Source organism: Enterobacter sp. 4974935 (assembly GCF_058661735.1).
In genome coordinates this window covers 3,516,412-3,530,931 of record NZ_JBZWGT010000003.1, presented here as the reverse complement: position 1 = coordinate 3,530,931, position 14,520 = coordinate 3,516,412, and the positions used below count along the sequence as shown (strand labels likewise).

The window sequence follows — 14,520 nt, the reverse complement described above, 5'->3', positions numbered from 1 at the left end:
GGAACTAAGCGGTATAAAACGAATCTGAGTTACACAGCAATTTTGCGTTATCTGGTAAATCGAGATTGAGAAACATGAAAAAAACCACATTAGCAATGAGTGCACTGGCTCTGAGTTTAGGTTTAGCGTTGTCCCCTCTGGCGACGGCGGCCGAGACAGCTTCCTCGGCAGCGACTGCACAGCAGATGCCAAGCCTGGCCCCGATGCTCGAAAAAGTGATGCCATCGGTGGTGAGTATTAACGTTGAGGGCAGCACAACCGTCAATACGCCGCGTATGCCGCGTAATTTCCAGCAGTTCTTCGGCGACAATTCGCCATTCTGCCAGGACGGTTCGCCATTCCAGAGCTCCCCGTTCTGTCAGGGCGGCGCAGGGGATGACGGTCAGGGCGGCGGCCAGCAGCAGAAATTCATGGCACTCGGCTCGGGCGTTATTATTGATGCAGCGAAAGGCTACGTGGTGACCAATAACCACGTGGTAGATAATGCTAACACCATTAAGGTTCAGATGAGCGATGGCCGTAAATTCGATGCCAAAGTGGTCGGTAAAGACCCGCGCTCCGATATCGCACTGATTCAAATTCAGGATCCGAAGAACCTGACGGCGATTAAGCTTGCCGACTCTGACGCGCTGCGCGTGGGTGACTACACTGTCGCCATCGGTAACCCGTTTGGTCTGGGCGAAACCGTGACCTCGGGTATCGTCTCCGCGCTGGGACGTAGCGGCCTGAATGCGGAAAACTATGAAAACTTCATCCAGACGGATGCGGCCATTAACCGCGGTAACTCCGGCGGTGCGCTGGTTAACCTGAACGGTGAACTGATCGGTATCAACACCGCTATCCTGGCACCGGACGGTGGCAACATCGGTATCGGCTTTGCTATCCCGAGCAACATGGTGAAAAACCTGACTGCGCAGATGGTGCAATATGGACAGGTGAAACGCGGTGAGCTGGGTATCATGGGGACCGAGCTGAACTCCGAGCTGGCGAAAGCGATGAAAGTGGACGCTCAGCGCGGCGCATTCGTGAGCCAGGTCATGCCGAACTCTTCAGCGGCGAAAGCCGGCATTAAAGCGGGTGACGTGATCACCTCTCTGAACGGTAAACCGATCAGCAGCTTTGCCGCCCTGCGTGCGGAAGTGGGTTCTATGCCAATCGGCAGTAAAGTGACCCTCGGCCTGCTGCGTGAAGGTAAGCCAGTTAACGTGAGCCTGGAACTGCAACAGAGCAGTCAGAATCAGGTGGATTCCAGCACCATCTTCAGCGGTATTGAAGGTGCTGAGATGAGCAACAAAGGGGCAGATAAAGGCGTGGTGGTGAACAACGTGAAAGCGAACTCACCTGCTGCCCGTATCGGCCTGAAAAAAGGTGATGTGATCATGGGCGCTAACCAGCAGCCGGTGAAAAACATCGCTGAACTGCGCAAAATTCTCGACAGCAAGCCGTCCGTGCTGGCACTGAATATTCAGCGTGGTGATACCTCTATTTATCTCCTGATGCAGTAATCTTCTTAAGCCCCTGTTCGCAGGGGCTTTCTCTTTTCTGTGACCTTTCCCACAACTCCATACATCTCTCTCTGCCTTTGGGCATCTGCACAATGCAGCCTTAGCTGAACTTCCCTATGCTTGAGCTCTGCTCACGGGAGGGTTATATGGCTGGCTGGCATCTTGATACCAAAATGGCGCAGGATATCGTGGCGCGCACCATGCGAATCATCGATACCAATATCAACGTAATGGACGCCCGAGGGCGCATTATCGGCAGCGGCGATCGTGAGCGTATTGGTGAATTGCACGAAGGGGCGTTGCTGGTGCTCTCTCAGGGGCGCGTGGTCGACATTGATGACGCCGTGGCGAAACATCTGCACGGGGTCCGTCAGGGGATCAACCTGCCGCTGCGTCTGGAAGGAGAGATTGTTGGCGTTATCGGTCTGACCGGCGATCCTGAATCGCTGCGTAAATACGGCGAGCTGGTCTGCATGACGGCGGAGATGATGCTGGAGCAGTCGCGTCTGATGCACCTGCTCGCCCAGGACAGCCGCCTGCGTGAAGAGCTGGTGATGAATTTGATCCAGGCGGAGGAGCACACGCCTGCCCTGAGCGAGTGGGCGCAGCGTCTGGGTATCGACCTGAATCAGCCGCGCGTGGTCGCCGTGATTGAGGTGGATAGCGGCCAGCTTGGCGTGGATAGCGCCATGGTGGAGCTACAGCAGCTGCAAAATATGCTGGCGACGCCGGAGCGTAACAACCTGGTGGCAATCGTCTCTTTGACGGAAATGGTGGTGCTCAAGCCTGCGCTTAATCAGTTTGGCCGCTGGGACGCGGAAGATCATCGTCGCCGCGTTGAGCTGCTCATCGAGCGCATGAAGGAGAACGGACAGCTCCGTTTTCGCGTCGCGCTGGGAAATTACTTTACCGGGCCGGGAAGTATCGCCCGTTCATGGCGAACGGCGCGCACTACCATGATGGTGGGTAAACAGCGCATGCCGGAGAGCCGCAGTTATTTCTATCAGGATCTGATGCTGCCGGTCCTGCTCGACAGTTTGCGCGGTGGCTGGCAGGCCAACGAGCTGGCGCGCCCGCTTGTGCGTCTGAAAGCGATGGACAACAACGGGCTGCTGCGCCGCACGTTGCAGGCGTGGTTCCGGCATAACGTGCAGCCGCTGGCAACGTCAAAAGCGCTGTTTATTCACCGTAATACGCTGGAGTATAGGTTAAACCGGATCTCGGAACTGACGGGGCTGGATTTAGGGAATTTTGACGACCGGCTACTGCTGTATGTGGCGTTGCAGCTGGATGAACAAAGATGATGCTGTTTGCCGGGTGGCGGCTTCGCTTTACCCTGACTACATGCGTTCGTAGGCCCGGTAAGCGAAGCGCCACCGGGCAATAAAACGGCTCATTTGTTACGCGTCAATTTCTCAAGATCAGCTTCAATTTCGCTGATCTTATGGGTAACAACACTTTCCAGGTGACGCAGGTCGTCAAGGATCTTACGTTTCAGATCGACTTCGCTGCGATCGCGCTGGCAGATTTGATCGAGTTCGTCGATAACGTAGCGCAGGTTAGGGCTGATTTCCTGTACTTCTTTATATCCCTGACCGATACCGTCAGCGACAACGGTCTTACGCTGGCGTGGGTATTTAAATTTCACGCTTTTGGCGAAGAACTCTCCTTTGTCCTTGTGAAAATAGATTTTCAAAATATCGTTATTGGCTTCCTGGCGGAGACTATAACGATCAATTTCATCAGGATTGGTAATGCCCAGACTTTTCAGATTATCGTACATAGCGGTACCCTTGATCTCAACATAACCTATGAATAATTAACGAAAAAATCTATTTTCGCCACCTTCGGATATAAAAAAAGCGGGGTTGCCCCCGCTTTTTGTTATACCCGATTAATCGATGGTGCGCAGCAGTTCATTGATGCCCACTTTACCGCGCGTTTTCGCATCCACTTTTTTCACGATGACCGCGCAGTACAGGCTGTATTTGCCATCTTTAGACGGCAGGTTGCCGGAAACCACAACGGAACCGGCTGGAACGCGGCCGTAGTGAATTTCACCGGTTTCGCGATCGTAAATACGGGTGCTCTGGCCAATGTACACGCCCATGGAGATCACAGAACCTTCTTCGACGATCACGCCTTCAACCACTTCGGAACGTGCGCCGATGAAGCAGTTGTCTTCGATGATGGTTGGGTTAGCCTGAAGTGGCTCCAGAACGCCACCAATGCCGACGCCGCCGGACAGGTGAACATTTTTACCGATCTGCGCGCAGGAGCCGACGGTAGCCCAGGTGTCCACCATGGTGCCTTCGTCAACGTAGGCGCCGATGTTCACGTAGGATGGCATCAGCACGGTGTTGCGTGCGATGAATGCCCCCTGACGAACGGCTGCCGGTGGTACTACGCGGAAGCCCTCTTTCTGGAAGCGCGCTTCGTCGTAATCCGCAAATTTCATTGGCACTTTATCGAAGTAGCGGCTTTCTGCTCCGTCGATAACCTGGTTATCGTTGATACGGAAAGAGAGCAGCACAGCTTTCTTCAGCCATTGATGAGTAACCCACTGACCGTCGATTTTTTCTGCCACGCGCAGCGCGCCGGAATCCAGCAGGGAAATAACCTGGTTTACCGCTTCACGGGTCACGGTATCCACATTTGCCGGAGTGATGTCGGCGCGACGCTCAAAAGCGGACTCAATAACGTTCTGTAACTGCTGCATTGTTTACTCTTTCCATTTCACTAAAAAACACGTCACCCTTTATCGTTTGGATTGAGGGCTGCTGTCAACCGTTGTTGCACTTCAAGTTGCAGGTCATTATTAAGGGCACGCCGGTCGGCCGTCGCGATTATAAATAAATCTTCTACTCGTTCGCCAATGGTTGTAATTCGGGCGCCGTGAAGCGAAATTCCCAGATCGGCAAAAACCTGGCCGACGCGGGCGAGCAGCCCTGGCTGGTCGAGCGCAATCAGCTCAAGGAACGATTTACGGTCGGTATGGGTCGGCAGGAAATTGACCTCGGTATCGACGGTAAAGTGGCGCAGTTTTGCTGGCTGACGTCGCGGCTGCGGAGGTTGCCAGCTGCGCTGCGTAATCGCCTGCTCGAGGCCAAAGCGTATCCCCTCATGCCTGTCCGACGACAGCGGGCTGCCATCCGGCTCCAGTACAATAAAGGTGTCCATCGCCATGCCGTCGCGGGTGGTAAAAATCTGCGCGTCGTGAACGCTCAGGTTACGCCTGTCCAGTTCGGCGCAGACCGCCGCAAACAAATAAGGCCGGTCCGGGCTCCAGATAAAGATCTCCGTTCCGCCACGCGTGGCCTGCGGGCTGAGCAGAATCATTGGTTTCGTCAGGTCGTGCTTCAGCAGATGCCGGGCGTGCCAGGCAAGCTGGTTTGGGCTGTGGCGCACAAAGTAGTTGGCGCGACAGCGCGCCCAAATCTGATGTAGTGCCTCTTCGTTAATGTTATCCATGCGCAACAGGGCAAGCGCCTGCAACTGGTGGTGGCGCACGCGCTCGCGCATATCCGGGGTGTTCTGCATCCCGCGACGCAGCTGTTTTTCGGTGGCGAAGTACAGTTCGCGCAGCAGGCTCTGCTTCCAGCTGTTCCACAGGGTTTCGTTGGTAGCGCAGATATCGGCTACCGTCAGGCAGACCAGGTAGCGCAGGCGGTTCTCCGTTTGCACTTCCTCGGCGAACTGCTTGATCACTTCCGGATCCTGAATATCACGACGCTGAGCGGTAACCGACATCAGCAGATGATGGCGAACCAGCCAGGCAATAAGCTGCGTCTCACGTGAGTTCAGGCCGTGCAGCTCGGCAAATTTCAGCACGTCCTGGGCACCGAGTACGGAGTGGTCGCCGCCGCGCCCTTTGGCGATATCATGGAACAGGGCGGCGATCAGGATCAGTTCGGGGTGAGAGAGGCGCGGCCACAAATCAACGCACAGCGGATGGCGGGATCGCGTCTCTTCTCTGGCAAAACTTTCCAGCTTCAGCATGACGCGGATCGTGTGCTCATCCACCGTATAGGCGTGAAACAGGTCGAACTGCATCTGCCCGACAATATGCGACCACTGTGGCATATAGGCCCACAATACGCTGTGTCGGTGCATCGGCAGCAGACCGCGGCTGACGGCGCCCGGATGACGAAGCATGCTCAGGAATAGCGAGCGCGCCTCCGGGATGTAACACAGCGGCTGCTTCAGATGACGCCGCGCATGGCGTAAATGGCGAAGGGTAGTGGAGTAGATCCCGGTGATCGTGCTGTTGCGCACCATGGTATAGAACATTCGCAGGATCGCTTCCGGTTCGCGGATGAACAGCGTTTCGTCGCGAAGATCGATCAGCGTGCCGCGCAGCTGAAATTCGTCATCAATCGGACGCGGTTTTTCGTCTGCCGTCAGCGCGAGGATCGCCTCATCGAACAGCTGTAACAGCATCTGGTTCAGCTCAGAGACGCGGCGAGTGACGCGGAAGAAATCCTTCATCATTTGCTCGACCGGCTCGTTGCCCTCGCCCTGGTAATTCAGGCGCTGCGCCACGCTAAGCTGCCGGTCAAACAGCAGGCGGTTATCGTAGCGGTTGACCTCCAGGTGCAGCGCAAAACGGATGCGCCAGAGCAGATGCAGGCACTCGTTGAGTTCGTTACGTTCGGCTTCGGTCAGAAAACCAAAACCGACCATTTCGTCCAGCGAGGTGGCCCCAAAATGGCGACGGGCGACCCATTGCAGCGTGTGGATATCGCGCAGGCCACCGGGGCTGCTTTTAATATCCGGTTCGAGATTATAGCTGGTGCCGTGATAGCGCTGGTGGCGCTGGTTTTGTTCTTCGACTTTCGCGGCGAAGAATTTTTCTGAAGGCCAGAAGCCGTCGCTAAAGATGTGCTTTTGCAGTTCGAGGAACAGCGCCACGTCGCCAATCAGCAGGCGGGTTTCAATTAAATTGGTGGCGACGGTCAGGTCAGATAACCCTTCCAGCAGACACTCTTCCAGCGTGCGCACGCTGTGACCCACTTCCAGCTTCACGTCCCAGAGCAGGGTCAACAGCTCACCGATTTTCTGCGCCCGATCGTCCGGCAGTTTTTTACGGCTTAAGATTAGCAGGTCGATATCAGAGAGCGGATGCAGTTCACCCCGGCCATATCCGCCGACAGCAACCAGCGCGACGTCGCTCACCTGCCCGAAACCGTAGTCGATCCACAGACGTTGCAGGAGCTGGTCGATAAATTCGGTGCGCGCTTCAATGAGCTGTTCGGCTGAGACGCCTGCATCAAATGCGCTACCCAGCCAGCGATGGAAAACCGCCATATGGGATTTGATATGCGCGCAGGTCAGCTCATGCGGTGGCCAGACGCCCGGGTTGTCAGGCTGGTCGGGGAGGGTGGGAAGTGCTGTGTTAGCATACTGTTCGGGTAAGAGATTACTCATCGTGCGCCACCCATAAGAAAAAGCTATCGCCATTAAAAAAGCCGGCATTCGCCGGCTTCTTATCACTCAATGTTCGTCAGTATCGCCGGGATGGTGTCATCCTTGCGCAACGTCATAATTTCGCAGCCGTTGTCTGTAACCACAATAGTATGCTCGTACTGGGCAGACAAGCTTCTGTCTTTGGTTTTTACCGTCCAGCCATCTTTCATGGTACGGATGCGGTAATCGCCCGCGTTGACCATTGGCTCAATAGTGAAGGTCATGCCCTTTTGCAGCACTACGCCACCGTCGTCTGCATCATAGTGCAGAACTTGCGGTTCTTCATGGAACACACGACCAATACCGTGACCGCAATATTCACGCACCACGGAGAAACCTTCCGCTTCCACAAACTTCTGGATTGCGGCGCCGATGGTGCGCAGGCGGATGCCTGGCTTCACCATTTTCAGCGCCAGGTAGAGGCTGTCCTGGGTGACTTTACACAGGCGCTCGCCCAGAATCGTTGGCTTGCCAACGATGAACATCTTAGAGGTGTCACCGTGGTAGTCGTCTTTAATGACGGTCACGTCGATGTTGACGATATCGCCATCTTTCAGCAGCTTCTCGTCATCCGGAATGCCGTGGCAAACCACTTCATTAATAGAGATGCAGACGGATTTTGGAAAACCGTGATAGCCAAGGCAGGCGGAGACCGCGTGCTGCTCGTTGACGATATAGTCGTTACAGATGCGATCCAGTTCGCCAGTGCTGACGCCCGGTTTCACAAACGGTTCGATCATTTCCAGCACGTCAGCGGCCAGACGACCGGCGACGCGCATCTTTTCAATTTCTTCAGGTGTCTTAATAGAGATAGCCATGTAATCTGTCCATCGGTGTCGATTTTTTCGACAATACTAGTGTAAGTGTTGTCAATGGTATCAGTCAGGCGCACCCCGTGCCAAATTGAGAATCATTAACAGCACACTCCGCCAACAATTATTGGTTTCTGGCCGTGTTTTGTGATATAAAGCGCGCCGGACTTCCGATCCATCTCAGATACACAGGCTGGACGGGAGCGACAAATCTCACTTTGTGTAACAACACACACGTATCGGCACATATTCCGGGGTGCCCTTCGGGGTCGGTAATATGGGATACGTGGAGGCATAACCCCAACTTTCAATATAGAGGTTTTAAACATGGCAACTGTTTCCATGCGCGACATGCTCAAGGCTGGTGTTCACTTCGGTCACCAGACCCGTTACTGGAACCCGAAAATGAAGCCTTTCATCTTCGGCGCACGTAACAAAGTTCACATCATCAACCTTGAGAAGACTGTACCAATGTTCAACGAAGCCCTGGCTGAGCTGAGCAAGATCTCTTCCCGTAAAGGTAAGATTCTGTTCGTTGGTACTAAGCGCGCTGCAAGCGAAGCTGTGAAAGATGCTGCTAACAGCTGCGACCAGTTCTTCGTGAACCATCGCTGGTTGGGCGGCATGCTGACCAACTGGAAAACTGTTCGTCAGTCCATCAAGCGCCTGAAAGATCTGGAAACCCAGTCTCAGGACGGTACTTTCGATAAGCTGACTAAGAAAGAAGCGCTGATGCGCACTCGTGAACTGGACAAGCTGGAAAACAGCCTGGGCGGTATCAAAGATATGGGCGGCCTGCCAGACGCGCTGTTCGTAATCGATGCAGACCACGAGCACATCGCAATCAAAGAAGCTAACAACCTGGGTATCCCGGTATTCGCTATCGTTGATACCAACTCCGATCCGGACGGTGTTGACTTCGTTATCCCGGGTAACGACGACGCAATCCGTGCTGTTAGCCTGTACCTGAGCGCTGTAGCTGCTACCGTTCGTGAAGGCCGTTCCCAGGATCTGGCTTCTCAGGCGGAAGAAAGCTTCGTAGAAGCTGAATAATAAGGTTTTACCCCTTATTAGTACCGTGTATGAATAGGGGCCCATTATCGGCCCCTTTTTTCAATTTATACTGTTTGGCTCCCGGCCGGGCAGTTCACATCTCCCGAGGATTTAAGAATGGCTGAAATTACCGCATCCCTGGTAAAAGAGCTGCGTGAGCGTACTGGCGCAGGCATGATGGATTGCAAAAAAGCGCTGACCGAAGCGAACGGCGACATCGAGCTGGCAATCGAAAACATGCGTAAATCCGGTGCGATCAAAGCAGCTAAGAAAGCAGGCAACGTTGCTGCTGACGGCGTGATCATCACCAAAATCGACGGCAACTACGGCATCATTCTGGAAGTTAACTGCCAGACTGACTTCGTTGCTAAAGATGCTGGTTTCCAGGCATTTGCTAACAAAGTTCTGGACGCAGCGGTTGCAGGCAAAATCACTGACGTTGAAGTGCTGAAAGCACAGTTCGAAGAAGAGCGTGTTGCGCTGGTTGCTAAAATCGGTGAGAACATCAACATCCGTCGCGTATCTTCCCTGGAAGGCGATGTTCTGGGCTCTTACCAGCACGGCGCGCGTATCGGTGTTCTGGTTGCGGCTAAAGGCGCTGACGAAGAGCTGGTTAAACAGCTGGCAATGCACATCGCTGCAAGCAAACCAGAATTCGTTAAGCCAGAAGACGTGTCTGCTGAAGTGGTAGAGAAAGAGTACCAGGTTCAGCTGGACATCGCGATGCAGTCTGGTAAGCCAAAAGAAATCGCAGAGAAAATGGTTGAAGGCCGCATGAAGAAATTCACCGGCGAAGTTTCTCTGACTGGCCAGCCTTTCGTAATGGATCCAAGCAAGTCTGTTGCTCAGCTGCTGAAAGAGCACAACGCTGACGTGACTGGCTTCATCCGCTTCGAAGTGGGCGAAGGCATCGAGAAAGTTGAGACTGACTTCGCAGCAGAAGTTGCTGCCATGTCCAAGCAGTCTTAATGATTGAAAAGGAGCCGCCTGAGGGCGGCTTCTTTTTGTCACCCGTCTCACGAAATCAGACAGGCTCCAGTATCGCTGTGCTGATTTGCGACATATCATGTCGCCAGAATTAACCCCATCTTAATCGTTGACAGTCTCAGGAAAGAAACATGGCTACCAATGCAAAACCCGTGTACAAACGCATTCTGCTTAAGCTGAGTGGCGAAGCGCTGCAAGGATCGGAAGGCTTCGGTATTGACGCAAGCATCCTTGATCGCATGGCACAGGAAATCAAAGAACTGGTCGAACTGGGTATTCAGGTTGGCGTGGTCATTGGCGGTGGCAACCTTTTCCGTGGTGCTGGTCTGGCGAAAGCGGGGATGAACCGCGTAGTGGGCGACCACATGGGGATGCTGGCAACCGTGATGAATGGCCTGGCGATGCGTGATGCGCTTCATCGCGCCTATGTGAACGCTCGCCTGATGTCCGCTATTCCTTTGAATGGCGTATGCGATAACTACAGCTGGGCAGAGGCTATCAGCCTGCTGCGCAACAACCGCGTGGTGATTCTCTCCGCCGGTACGGGTAACCCGTTCTTTACCACCGATTCCGCAGCCTGCCTGCGCGGTATCGAAATCGAAGCCGATGTGGTGCTGAAAGCGACCAAAGTAGATGGCGTGTTTACTGCCGACCCGGCAAAAGATCCTTCCGCGACCATGTACGATCAGCTGAGCTACAGCGAAGTGCTGGATAAAGAGCTGAAAGTGATGGATCTTGCCGCCTTCACGCTGGCTCGCGACCATAAACTGCCGATCCGTGTTTTCAACATGAACAAGCCTGGCGCGCTGCGTCGCGTCGTGATGGGCGAAAAAGAAGGCACTTTGATCACGGAATAATTTCCGTCGGCGATAAATACAGGTAAGATTCCGCTTTACTTTGTAGTGGTATCTTACCTGGACGCGCCTTTGGCGCTGTCATGAATTAAACGCGACTATACTTAGCACACCTGTAGCGCTGTGCTGGCGGATAGTCTGCCTGAGACAAGTTTTCAAGGATTCGTATCGTGATTAACGACATCAGAAAAGATGCTGAAGTACGCATGGACAAATGCGTAGAAGCGTTCAAAAACCAAATCAGCAAAATCCGTACTGGCCGTGCTTCCCCAAGCCTGCTGGATGGCATCATCGTAGAATACTACGGTACGCCTACGCCACTGCGTCAACTGGCGAGCGTGACGGTAGAAGATACCCGTACCCTGAAAATCAACGTGTTCGATCGCTCAATGAGCCCGGCCGTTGAAAAAGCGATCATGGCATCTGACCTGGGCCTGAACCCAAGCTCAGCGGGCGCGGATATTCGCGTTCCACTGCCTCCGCTGACGGAAGAGCGTCGTAAAGATCTGATCAAAGTCGTACGTGGTGAAGCAGAGCAGGGTCGCGTTTCCGTGCGTAACGTGCGTCGCGATGCGAACGATAAAGTGAAAGCCCTGCTGAAAGAAAAAGAGATCAGCGAAGATGACGATCGTCGTTCTCAGGACGACATTCAGAAAATGACCGACGCGGCGATCAAGAAAATTGATGCGGCGCTGGCAGAAAAAGAAGCGGAACTGATGCAGTTCTGATTTTCGCTATACACTGATAAACGCCGTTCAGAAGGACATTGAGTCTTGCTGGCGGCGTTTTGCTTTTATCTGGTCTAACTTTTGGGCATCTCATGAAGCATCTCACTCTCCTCGGCTCGACCGGCTCTATCGGTTGCAGCACTCTCGACGTCGTACGTCATAATCCCGACAGCTACACCGTGACCGCACTTGTGGCCGGAAAAAACGTGCAGCGAATGGTCGAACAGTGCATGGAGTTTACCCCTCGTTTTGCGGTGATGGATGATGAAGAGAGCGCCCGCCAGGTGAAAGCGCTGTTGCAGGAGAAGGGCTGTCGTACCGAAGTGCTCAGCGGGCAACAGGCGGCTTGCGATATGGCCTCGCTTGATGAAGTTGATCAGGTAATGGCGGCAATCGTCGGGGCGGCGGGTCTTCTGCCGACGCTTGCCGCTATTGATGCGGGAAAAGATGTTCTGCTTGCAAATAAAGAGTCGCTGGTCACCTGCGGACGCCTTTTTATGGAGGCGGTAAAACAGCGTGGGGCGCGTCTTTTGCCGGTCGATAGCGAGCACAACGCGATTTTTCAGAGTTTACCCCAACCTTTTCAACAAAACCTGGGGTACGCTGACCTGGAGCAGAATGGCGTTGTGTCGATTCTGCTTACCGGGTCTGGTGGCCCGTTCCGTGAAACGCCACTGTCTGAATTGAGCGCAATGACGCCGGATCAGGCGTGTCGTCATCCGAATTGGTCAATGGGGCGTAAGATCTCCGTCGATTCGGCCACCATGATGAATAAAGGTCTGGAATACATTGAAGCTCGCTGGCTGTTCAATGCGTCGGCGAAACAGATGGAAGTGCTGATCCACCCGCAGTCGGTGATTCACTCGATGGTGCGCTATCAGGACGGCAGCGTGCTGGCCCAGTTGGGCGAGCCGGATATGCGTACGCCTATTGCTCATACGATGGCGTGGCCAAACCGCGTAAAATCGGGCGTTAAGCCTCTCGATTTTTGCAAGCTGAGTTCACTGACGTTTAGCGAGCCTGATTACGACCGTTATCCCTGCCTGAAACTGGCGATGACGGCCTTCGATCAGGGGCAGGCGGCGACAACGGCGCTTAATGCAGCCAATGAAGTGACCGTTGAAGCATTCCTGAATCAGCAGATCCGCTTTACTGATATCGCCGCGTTGAATTTATCCGTGCTGGAGATGATGGATTTGCGTGAGCCGCAGAGTGTGGAAGAGGTGCTGGCCGTGGATGAACAGGCACGTATTGTTGCGCGTAAACAGGTGACACGTCTCGCAAGCTGGTGATAAAGCAAGCACTAGTCGTCGTGCTATTTGTTAGCGTTGGGCTTCAGTGATATAGTCTGCGCCACCTGATCGCAGGTATTTGGCTTTAAGTGGTCAGGTAAGCCGTGGTATGACACGGCTTTTTTATGTATAGGCTTCAGTATTCCTGTGTACCGTTAAATCCTTTCAGGGACTAAAAACGCGTTATGTTGTCTGCGAATCAACCAATAAGCGAAAACTTGCCAGCACATGGCTGTCGCCATGTTGCAATCATCATGGATGGCAATGGCCGCTGGGCGAAAAGACAAGGGAAGATACGAGCCTTTGGGCATAAAGCCGGGGCGAAATCTGTTCGCCGCGCCGTTTCTTTTGCCGCCAATAACGGCATTGATGCGTTAACGCTCTATGCTTTTAGCAGTGAAAACTGGAATCGACCTGCGCAAGAAGTGACTGCGTTGATGGAACTGTTCGTGTGGGCGCTCGATAGTGAAGTAAAAAGCCTGCACCGCCACAACGTCCGCTTGCGTATTATTGGCGAAACCAGTCGTTTTAACTCACGTTTGCAGGAACGGATTCGCAAAGCTGAAGCGCTGACGGAAAACAATACCGGCCTGACGCTCAATATCGCGGCGAATTACGGCGGACGCTGGGATATTATCCAGGGGGTTCGGCATTTGGCTGAGCAGGTTCAGGAAGGGCTGTTAAGACCCGACCAGATTGATGAAGAGGCGCTGAGTCAGCAAATCTGCATGAATGAACTGGCTCCCGTGGATTTGGTTATAAGGACAGGGGGGGAGCATCGCATAAGTAACTTTTTGCTGTGGCAAATTGCCTACGCTGAACTTTACTTTACGGATGTTCTTTGGCCAGATTTTGATGAACAAGACTTTGAAGGTGCGCTGCATGCCTTTGCCAATCGAGAGCGTCGTTTCGGCGGCACCGAGCCTGGTGGCGATAACGCCTGATGGGGGTAGCTTTTGCTGAAGTATCGCCTGATTTCCGCTTTTGTATTAATACCCGTCGTTATCGCAGCGCTGTTTTTACTGCCTCCGGTGGGATTCGCTATTGTTACGTTGGTGGTGTGTATGCTCGCCGCGTGGGAATGGGGGCAGCTTAGCGGCTTTACCTCGCGCACTCAGCGGGTATGGCTGGCGGTACTCTGTGGTTTTTTACTGGCCCTGATGCTGTATACCTTGCCTGAATATCATCACGATGTTCACCAGCCGCTGGTTGCCGGATCCTTATGGATATCGCTGGCCTGGTGGATTGCTGCGCTTGTTTTAGTGCTTTTCTACCCGGGCTCTGCGGCGATCTGGCGTAACTCTAAAGTGTTGCGCCTTATTTTTGGTCTGCTCACGATTGTTCCGTTCTTCTGGGGTATGGTTGCGCTGCGCGCCTGGCACTATGACGAAAACCACTACAGCGGCGCAATATGGCTGCTTTATGTGATGATTCTCGTCTGGGGGGCTGACTCCGGAGCCTATATGTTTGGTAAACTGTTTGGCAAACATAAACTGGCGCCAAAGGTTTCTCCGGGCAAAACCTGGCAAGGCTTCATCGGCGGCCTGTTTACGGCAGCGATTATCTCCTGGGGCTATGGCGTCTGGGCGAATCTTGAGGTTGCCCCCTCCACGCTGCTGGTATGTTCGATTTTCGCGGCGCTGGCATCGGTACTGGGTGATTTAACCGAGAGCATGTTTAAGCGTGAAGCAGGGATTAAGGACAGTGGTCACCTGATTCCAGGACATGGCGGAATACTGGATCGCATTGACAGCCTTACCGCGGCTGTTCCCGTATTTGCTTGCCTGCTTTTACTGGTGTTTGGGACGATATAACGGAAGGTT

At 53.8% G+C, this 14,520-nt stretch carries 13 protein-coding genes; 9 read left to right on the top strand and 4 right to left on the bottom strand.

The window, feature by feature from the left end; translation table 11 throughout:
• The first annotated feature begins 74 nt into the window (after window positions 1-74).
• Both degP and AC4OVS_RS18210 read left to right on the top strand, forming a co-directional pair.
• The gene (gene degP / locus AC4OVS_RS18215) at window positions 75-1,505 is read left to right on the top strand and encodes a serine endoprotease DegP (protein WP_023299364.1); all 1,431 of its coding nucleotides are present in this window, start codon (window positions 75-77) and stop codon (window positions 1,503-1,505) included.
• Window positions 1,506-1,651: 146 nt separating this feature from the next.
• Window positions 1,652-2,809, top strand: a complete 1,158-nt coding sequence (locus AC4OVS_RS18210; RefSeq protein WP_003856217.1) for a CdaR family transcriptional regulator — start codon at window positions 1,652-1,654, stop codon at window positions 2,807-2,809.
• An 89-nt stretch (window positions 2,810-2,898) separates the two neighbouring features.
• Here AC4OVS_RS18210 and AC4OVS_RS18205 read toward each other — a convergent pair whose 3' ends face one another.
• The 4 genes from AC4OVS_RS18205 to map form a co-directional block, all read right to left on the bottom strand.
• On the bottom strand, window positions 2,899-3,288 hold the full coding sequence (locus AC4OVS_RS18205; RefSeq protein WP_022647102.1) for a DUF3461 family protein: 390 nt from the start codon (window positions 3,286-3,288) through the stop codon (window positions 2,899-2,901).
• A gap of 111 nt (window positions 3,289-3,399) precedes the next feature.
• Entirely contained in the window at window positions 3,400-4,224 is an 825-nt protein-coding gene (gene dapD, locus AC4OVS_RS18200) for a 2,3,4,5-tetrahydropyridine-2,6-dicarboxylate N-succinyltransferase (RefSeq protein WP_003856214.1), read from the bottom strand.
• Between the two features lie 32 nt (window positions 4,225-4,256).
• On the bottom strand, window positions 4,257-6,932 hold the full coding sequence (gene glnD / locus AC4OVS_RS18195) for a bifunctional uridylyltransferase/uridylyl-removing protein GlnD (protein WP_063148831.1): 2,676 nt from the start codon (window positions 6,930-6,932) through the stop codon (window positions 4,257-4,259).
• A gap of 62 nt (window positions 6,933-6,994) precedes the next feature.
• Window positions 6,995-7,789, bottom strand: a complete 795-nt coding sequence (map, locus tag AC4OVS_RS18190) for a type I methionyl aminopeptidase (protein WP_022647104.1) — start codon at window positions 7,787-7,789, stop codon at window positions 6,995-6,997.
• Between the two features lie 321 nt (window positions 7,790-8,110).
• On the opposite strand from map, the gene rpsB reads away from it, so the two are divergent.
• The 7 genes from rpsB to cdsA all read left to right on the top strand — a co-directional run bounded on the left by rpsB (window position 8,111) and on the right by cdsA (window position 14,511).
• Window positions 8,111-8,836 (top strand): 30S ribosomal protein S2, encoded by a 726-nt coding sequence (gene rpsB, locus AC4OVS_RS18185; protein ID WP_022647105.1) that lies wholly within the window; start codon window positions 8,111-8,113, stop codon window positions 8,834-8,836.
• A 117-nt stretch (window positions 8,837-8,953) separates the two neighbouring features.
• Window positions 8,954-9,805 carry a translation elongation factor Ts gene (gene tsf, locus AC4OVS_RS18180; protein WP_015572722.1) on the top strand — a complete coding sequence of 284 codons (852 nt, stop codon included), beginning with the start codon at window positions 8,954-8,956 and terminating at the stop codon, window positions 9,803-9,805.
• A gap of 149 nt (window positions 9,806-9,954) precedes the next feature.
• A complete protein-coding gene (pyrH, locus tag AC4OVS_RS18175) occupies window positions 9,955-10,680 on the top strand; it encodes a UMP kinase (RefSeq protein ID WP_008501910.1) in 726 nt (241 codons plus the stop codon).
• 167 nt (window positions 10,681-10,847) lie between these two features.
• The gene (gene frr, locus AC4OVS_RS18170; RefSeq protein ID WP_003856180.1) at window positions 10,848-11,405 is read left to right on the top strand and encodes a ribosome recycling factor; all 558 of its coding nucleotides are present in this window, start codon (window positions 10,848-10,850) and stop codon (window positions 11,403-11,405) included.
• A gap of 92 nt (window positions 11,406-11,497) precedes the next feature.
• Window positions 11,498-12,697 carry a 1-deoxy-D-xylulose-5-phosphate reductoisomerase gene (ispC, locus tag AC4OVS_RS18165; RefSeq protein ID WP_023299367.1) on the top strand — a complete coding sequence of 400 codons (1,200 nt, stop codon included), beginning with the start codon at window positions 11,498-11,500 and terminating at the stop codon, window positions 12,695-12,697.
• Between the two features lie 185 nt (window positions 12,698-12,882).
• Window positions 12,883-13,641 carry a (2E,6E)-farnesyl-diphosphate-specific ditrans,polycis-undecaprenyl-diphosphate synthase gene (gene ispU, locus AC4OVS_RS18160; RefSeq protein WP_003856176.1) on the top strand — a complete coding sequence of 253 codons (759 nt, stop codon included), beginning with the start codon at window positions 12,883-12,885 and terminating at the stop codon, window positions 13,639-13,641.
• A gap of 12 nt (window positions 13,642-13,653) precedes the next feature.
• Window positions 13,654-14,511, top strand: coding sequence for a phosphatidate cytidylyltransferase (cdsA, locus tag AC4OVS_RS18155; protein WP_003856175.1), 858 nt, complete (start codon window positions 13,654-13,656; stop codon window positions 14,509-14,511).
• Window positions 14,512-14,520: the final 9 nt, after the last annotated feature.

Excerpts from the sequence above, each read along its gene's own strand:
- tsf (WP_015572722.1), top strand. The coding sequence starts at position 8,954 with ATGGCTGAAATTACCGCATCCCTGGTAAAAGAGCTGCGTGAGCGTACT.
- ispU (WP_003856176.1), top strand. The coding sequence starts at position 12,883 with ATGTTGTCTGCGAATCAACCAATAAGCGAAAACTTGCCAGCACATGGC.
- AC4OVS_RS18205 (WP_022647102.1), bottom strand. The coding sequence starts at position 3,288 with ATGTACGATAATCTGAAAAGTCTGGGCATTACCAATCCTGATGAAATT.
- dapD (WP_003856214.1), bottom strand. The coding sequence starts at position 4,224 with ATGCAGCAGTTACAGAACGTTATTGAGTCCGCTTTTGAGCGTCGCGCC.
- pyrH (WP_008501910.1), top strand. The coding sequence starts at position 9,955 with ATGGCTACCAATGCAAAACCCGTGTACAAACGCATTCTGCTTAAGCTG.
- AC4OVS_RS18210 (WP_003856217.1), top strand. The coding sequence starts at position 1,652 with ATGGCTGGCTGGCATCTTGATACCAAAATGGCGCAGGATATCGTGGCG.
- map (WP_022647104.1), bottom strand. The coding sequence starts at position 7,789 with ATGGCTATCTCTATTAAGACACCTGAAGAAATTGAAAAGATGCGCGTC.
- ispC (WP_023299367.1), top strand. The coding sequence starts at position 11,498 with ATGAAGCATCTCACTCTCCTCGGCTCGACCGGCTCTATCGGTTGCAGC.
- degP (WP_023299364.1), top strand. The coding sequence starts at position 75 with ATGAAAAAAACCACATTAGCAATGAGTGCACTGGCTCTGAGTTTAGGT.
- glnD (WP_063148831.1), bottom strand. The coding sequence starts at position 6,932 with ATGAGTAATCTCTTACCCGAACAGTATGCTAACACAGCACTTCCCACC.
- rpsB (WP_022647105.1), top strand. The coding sequence starts at position 8,111 with ATGGCAACTGTTTCCATGCGCGACATGCTCAAGGCTGGTGTTCACTTC.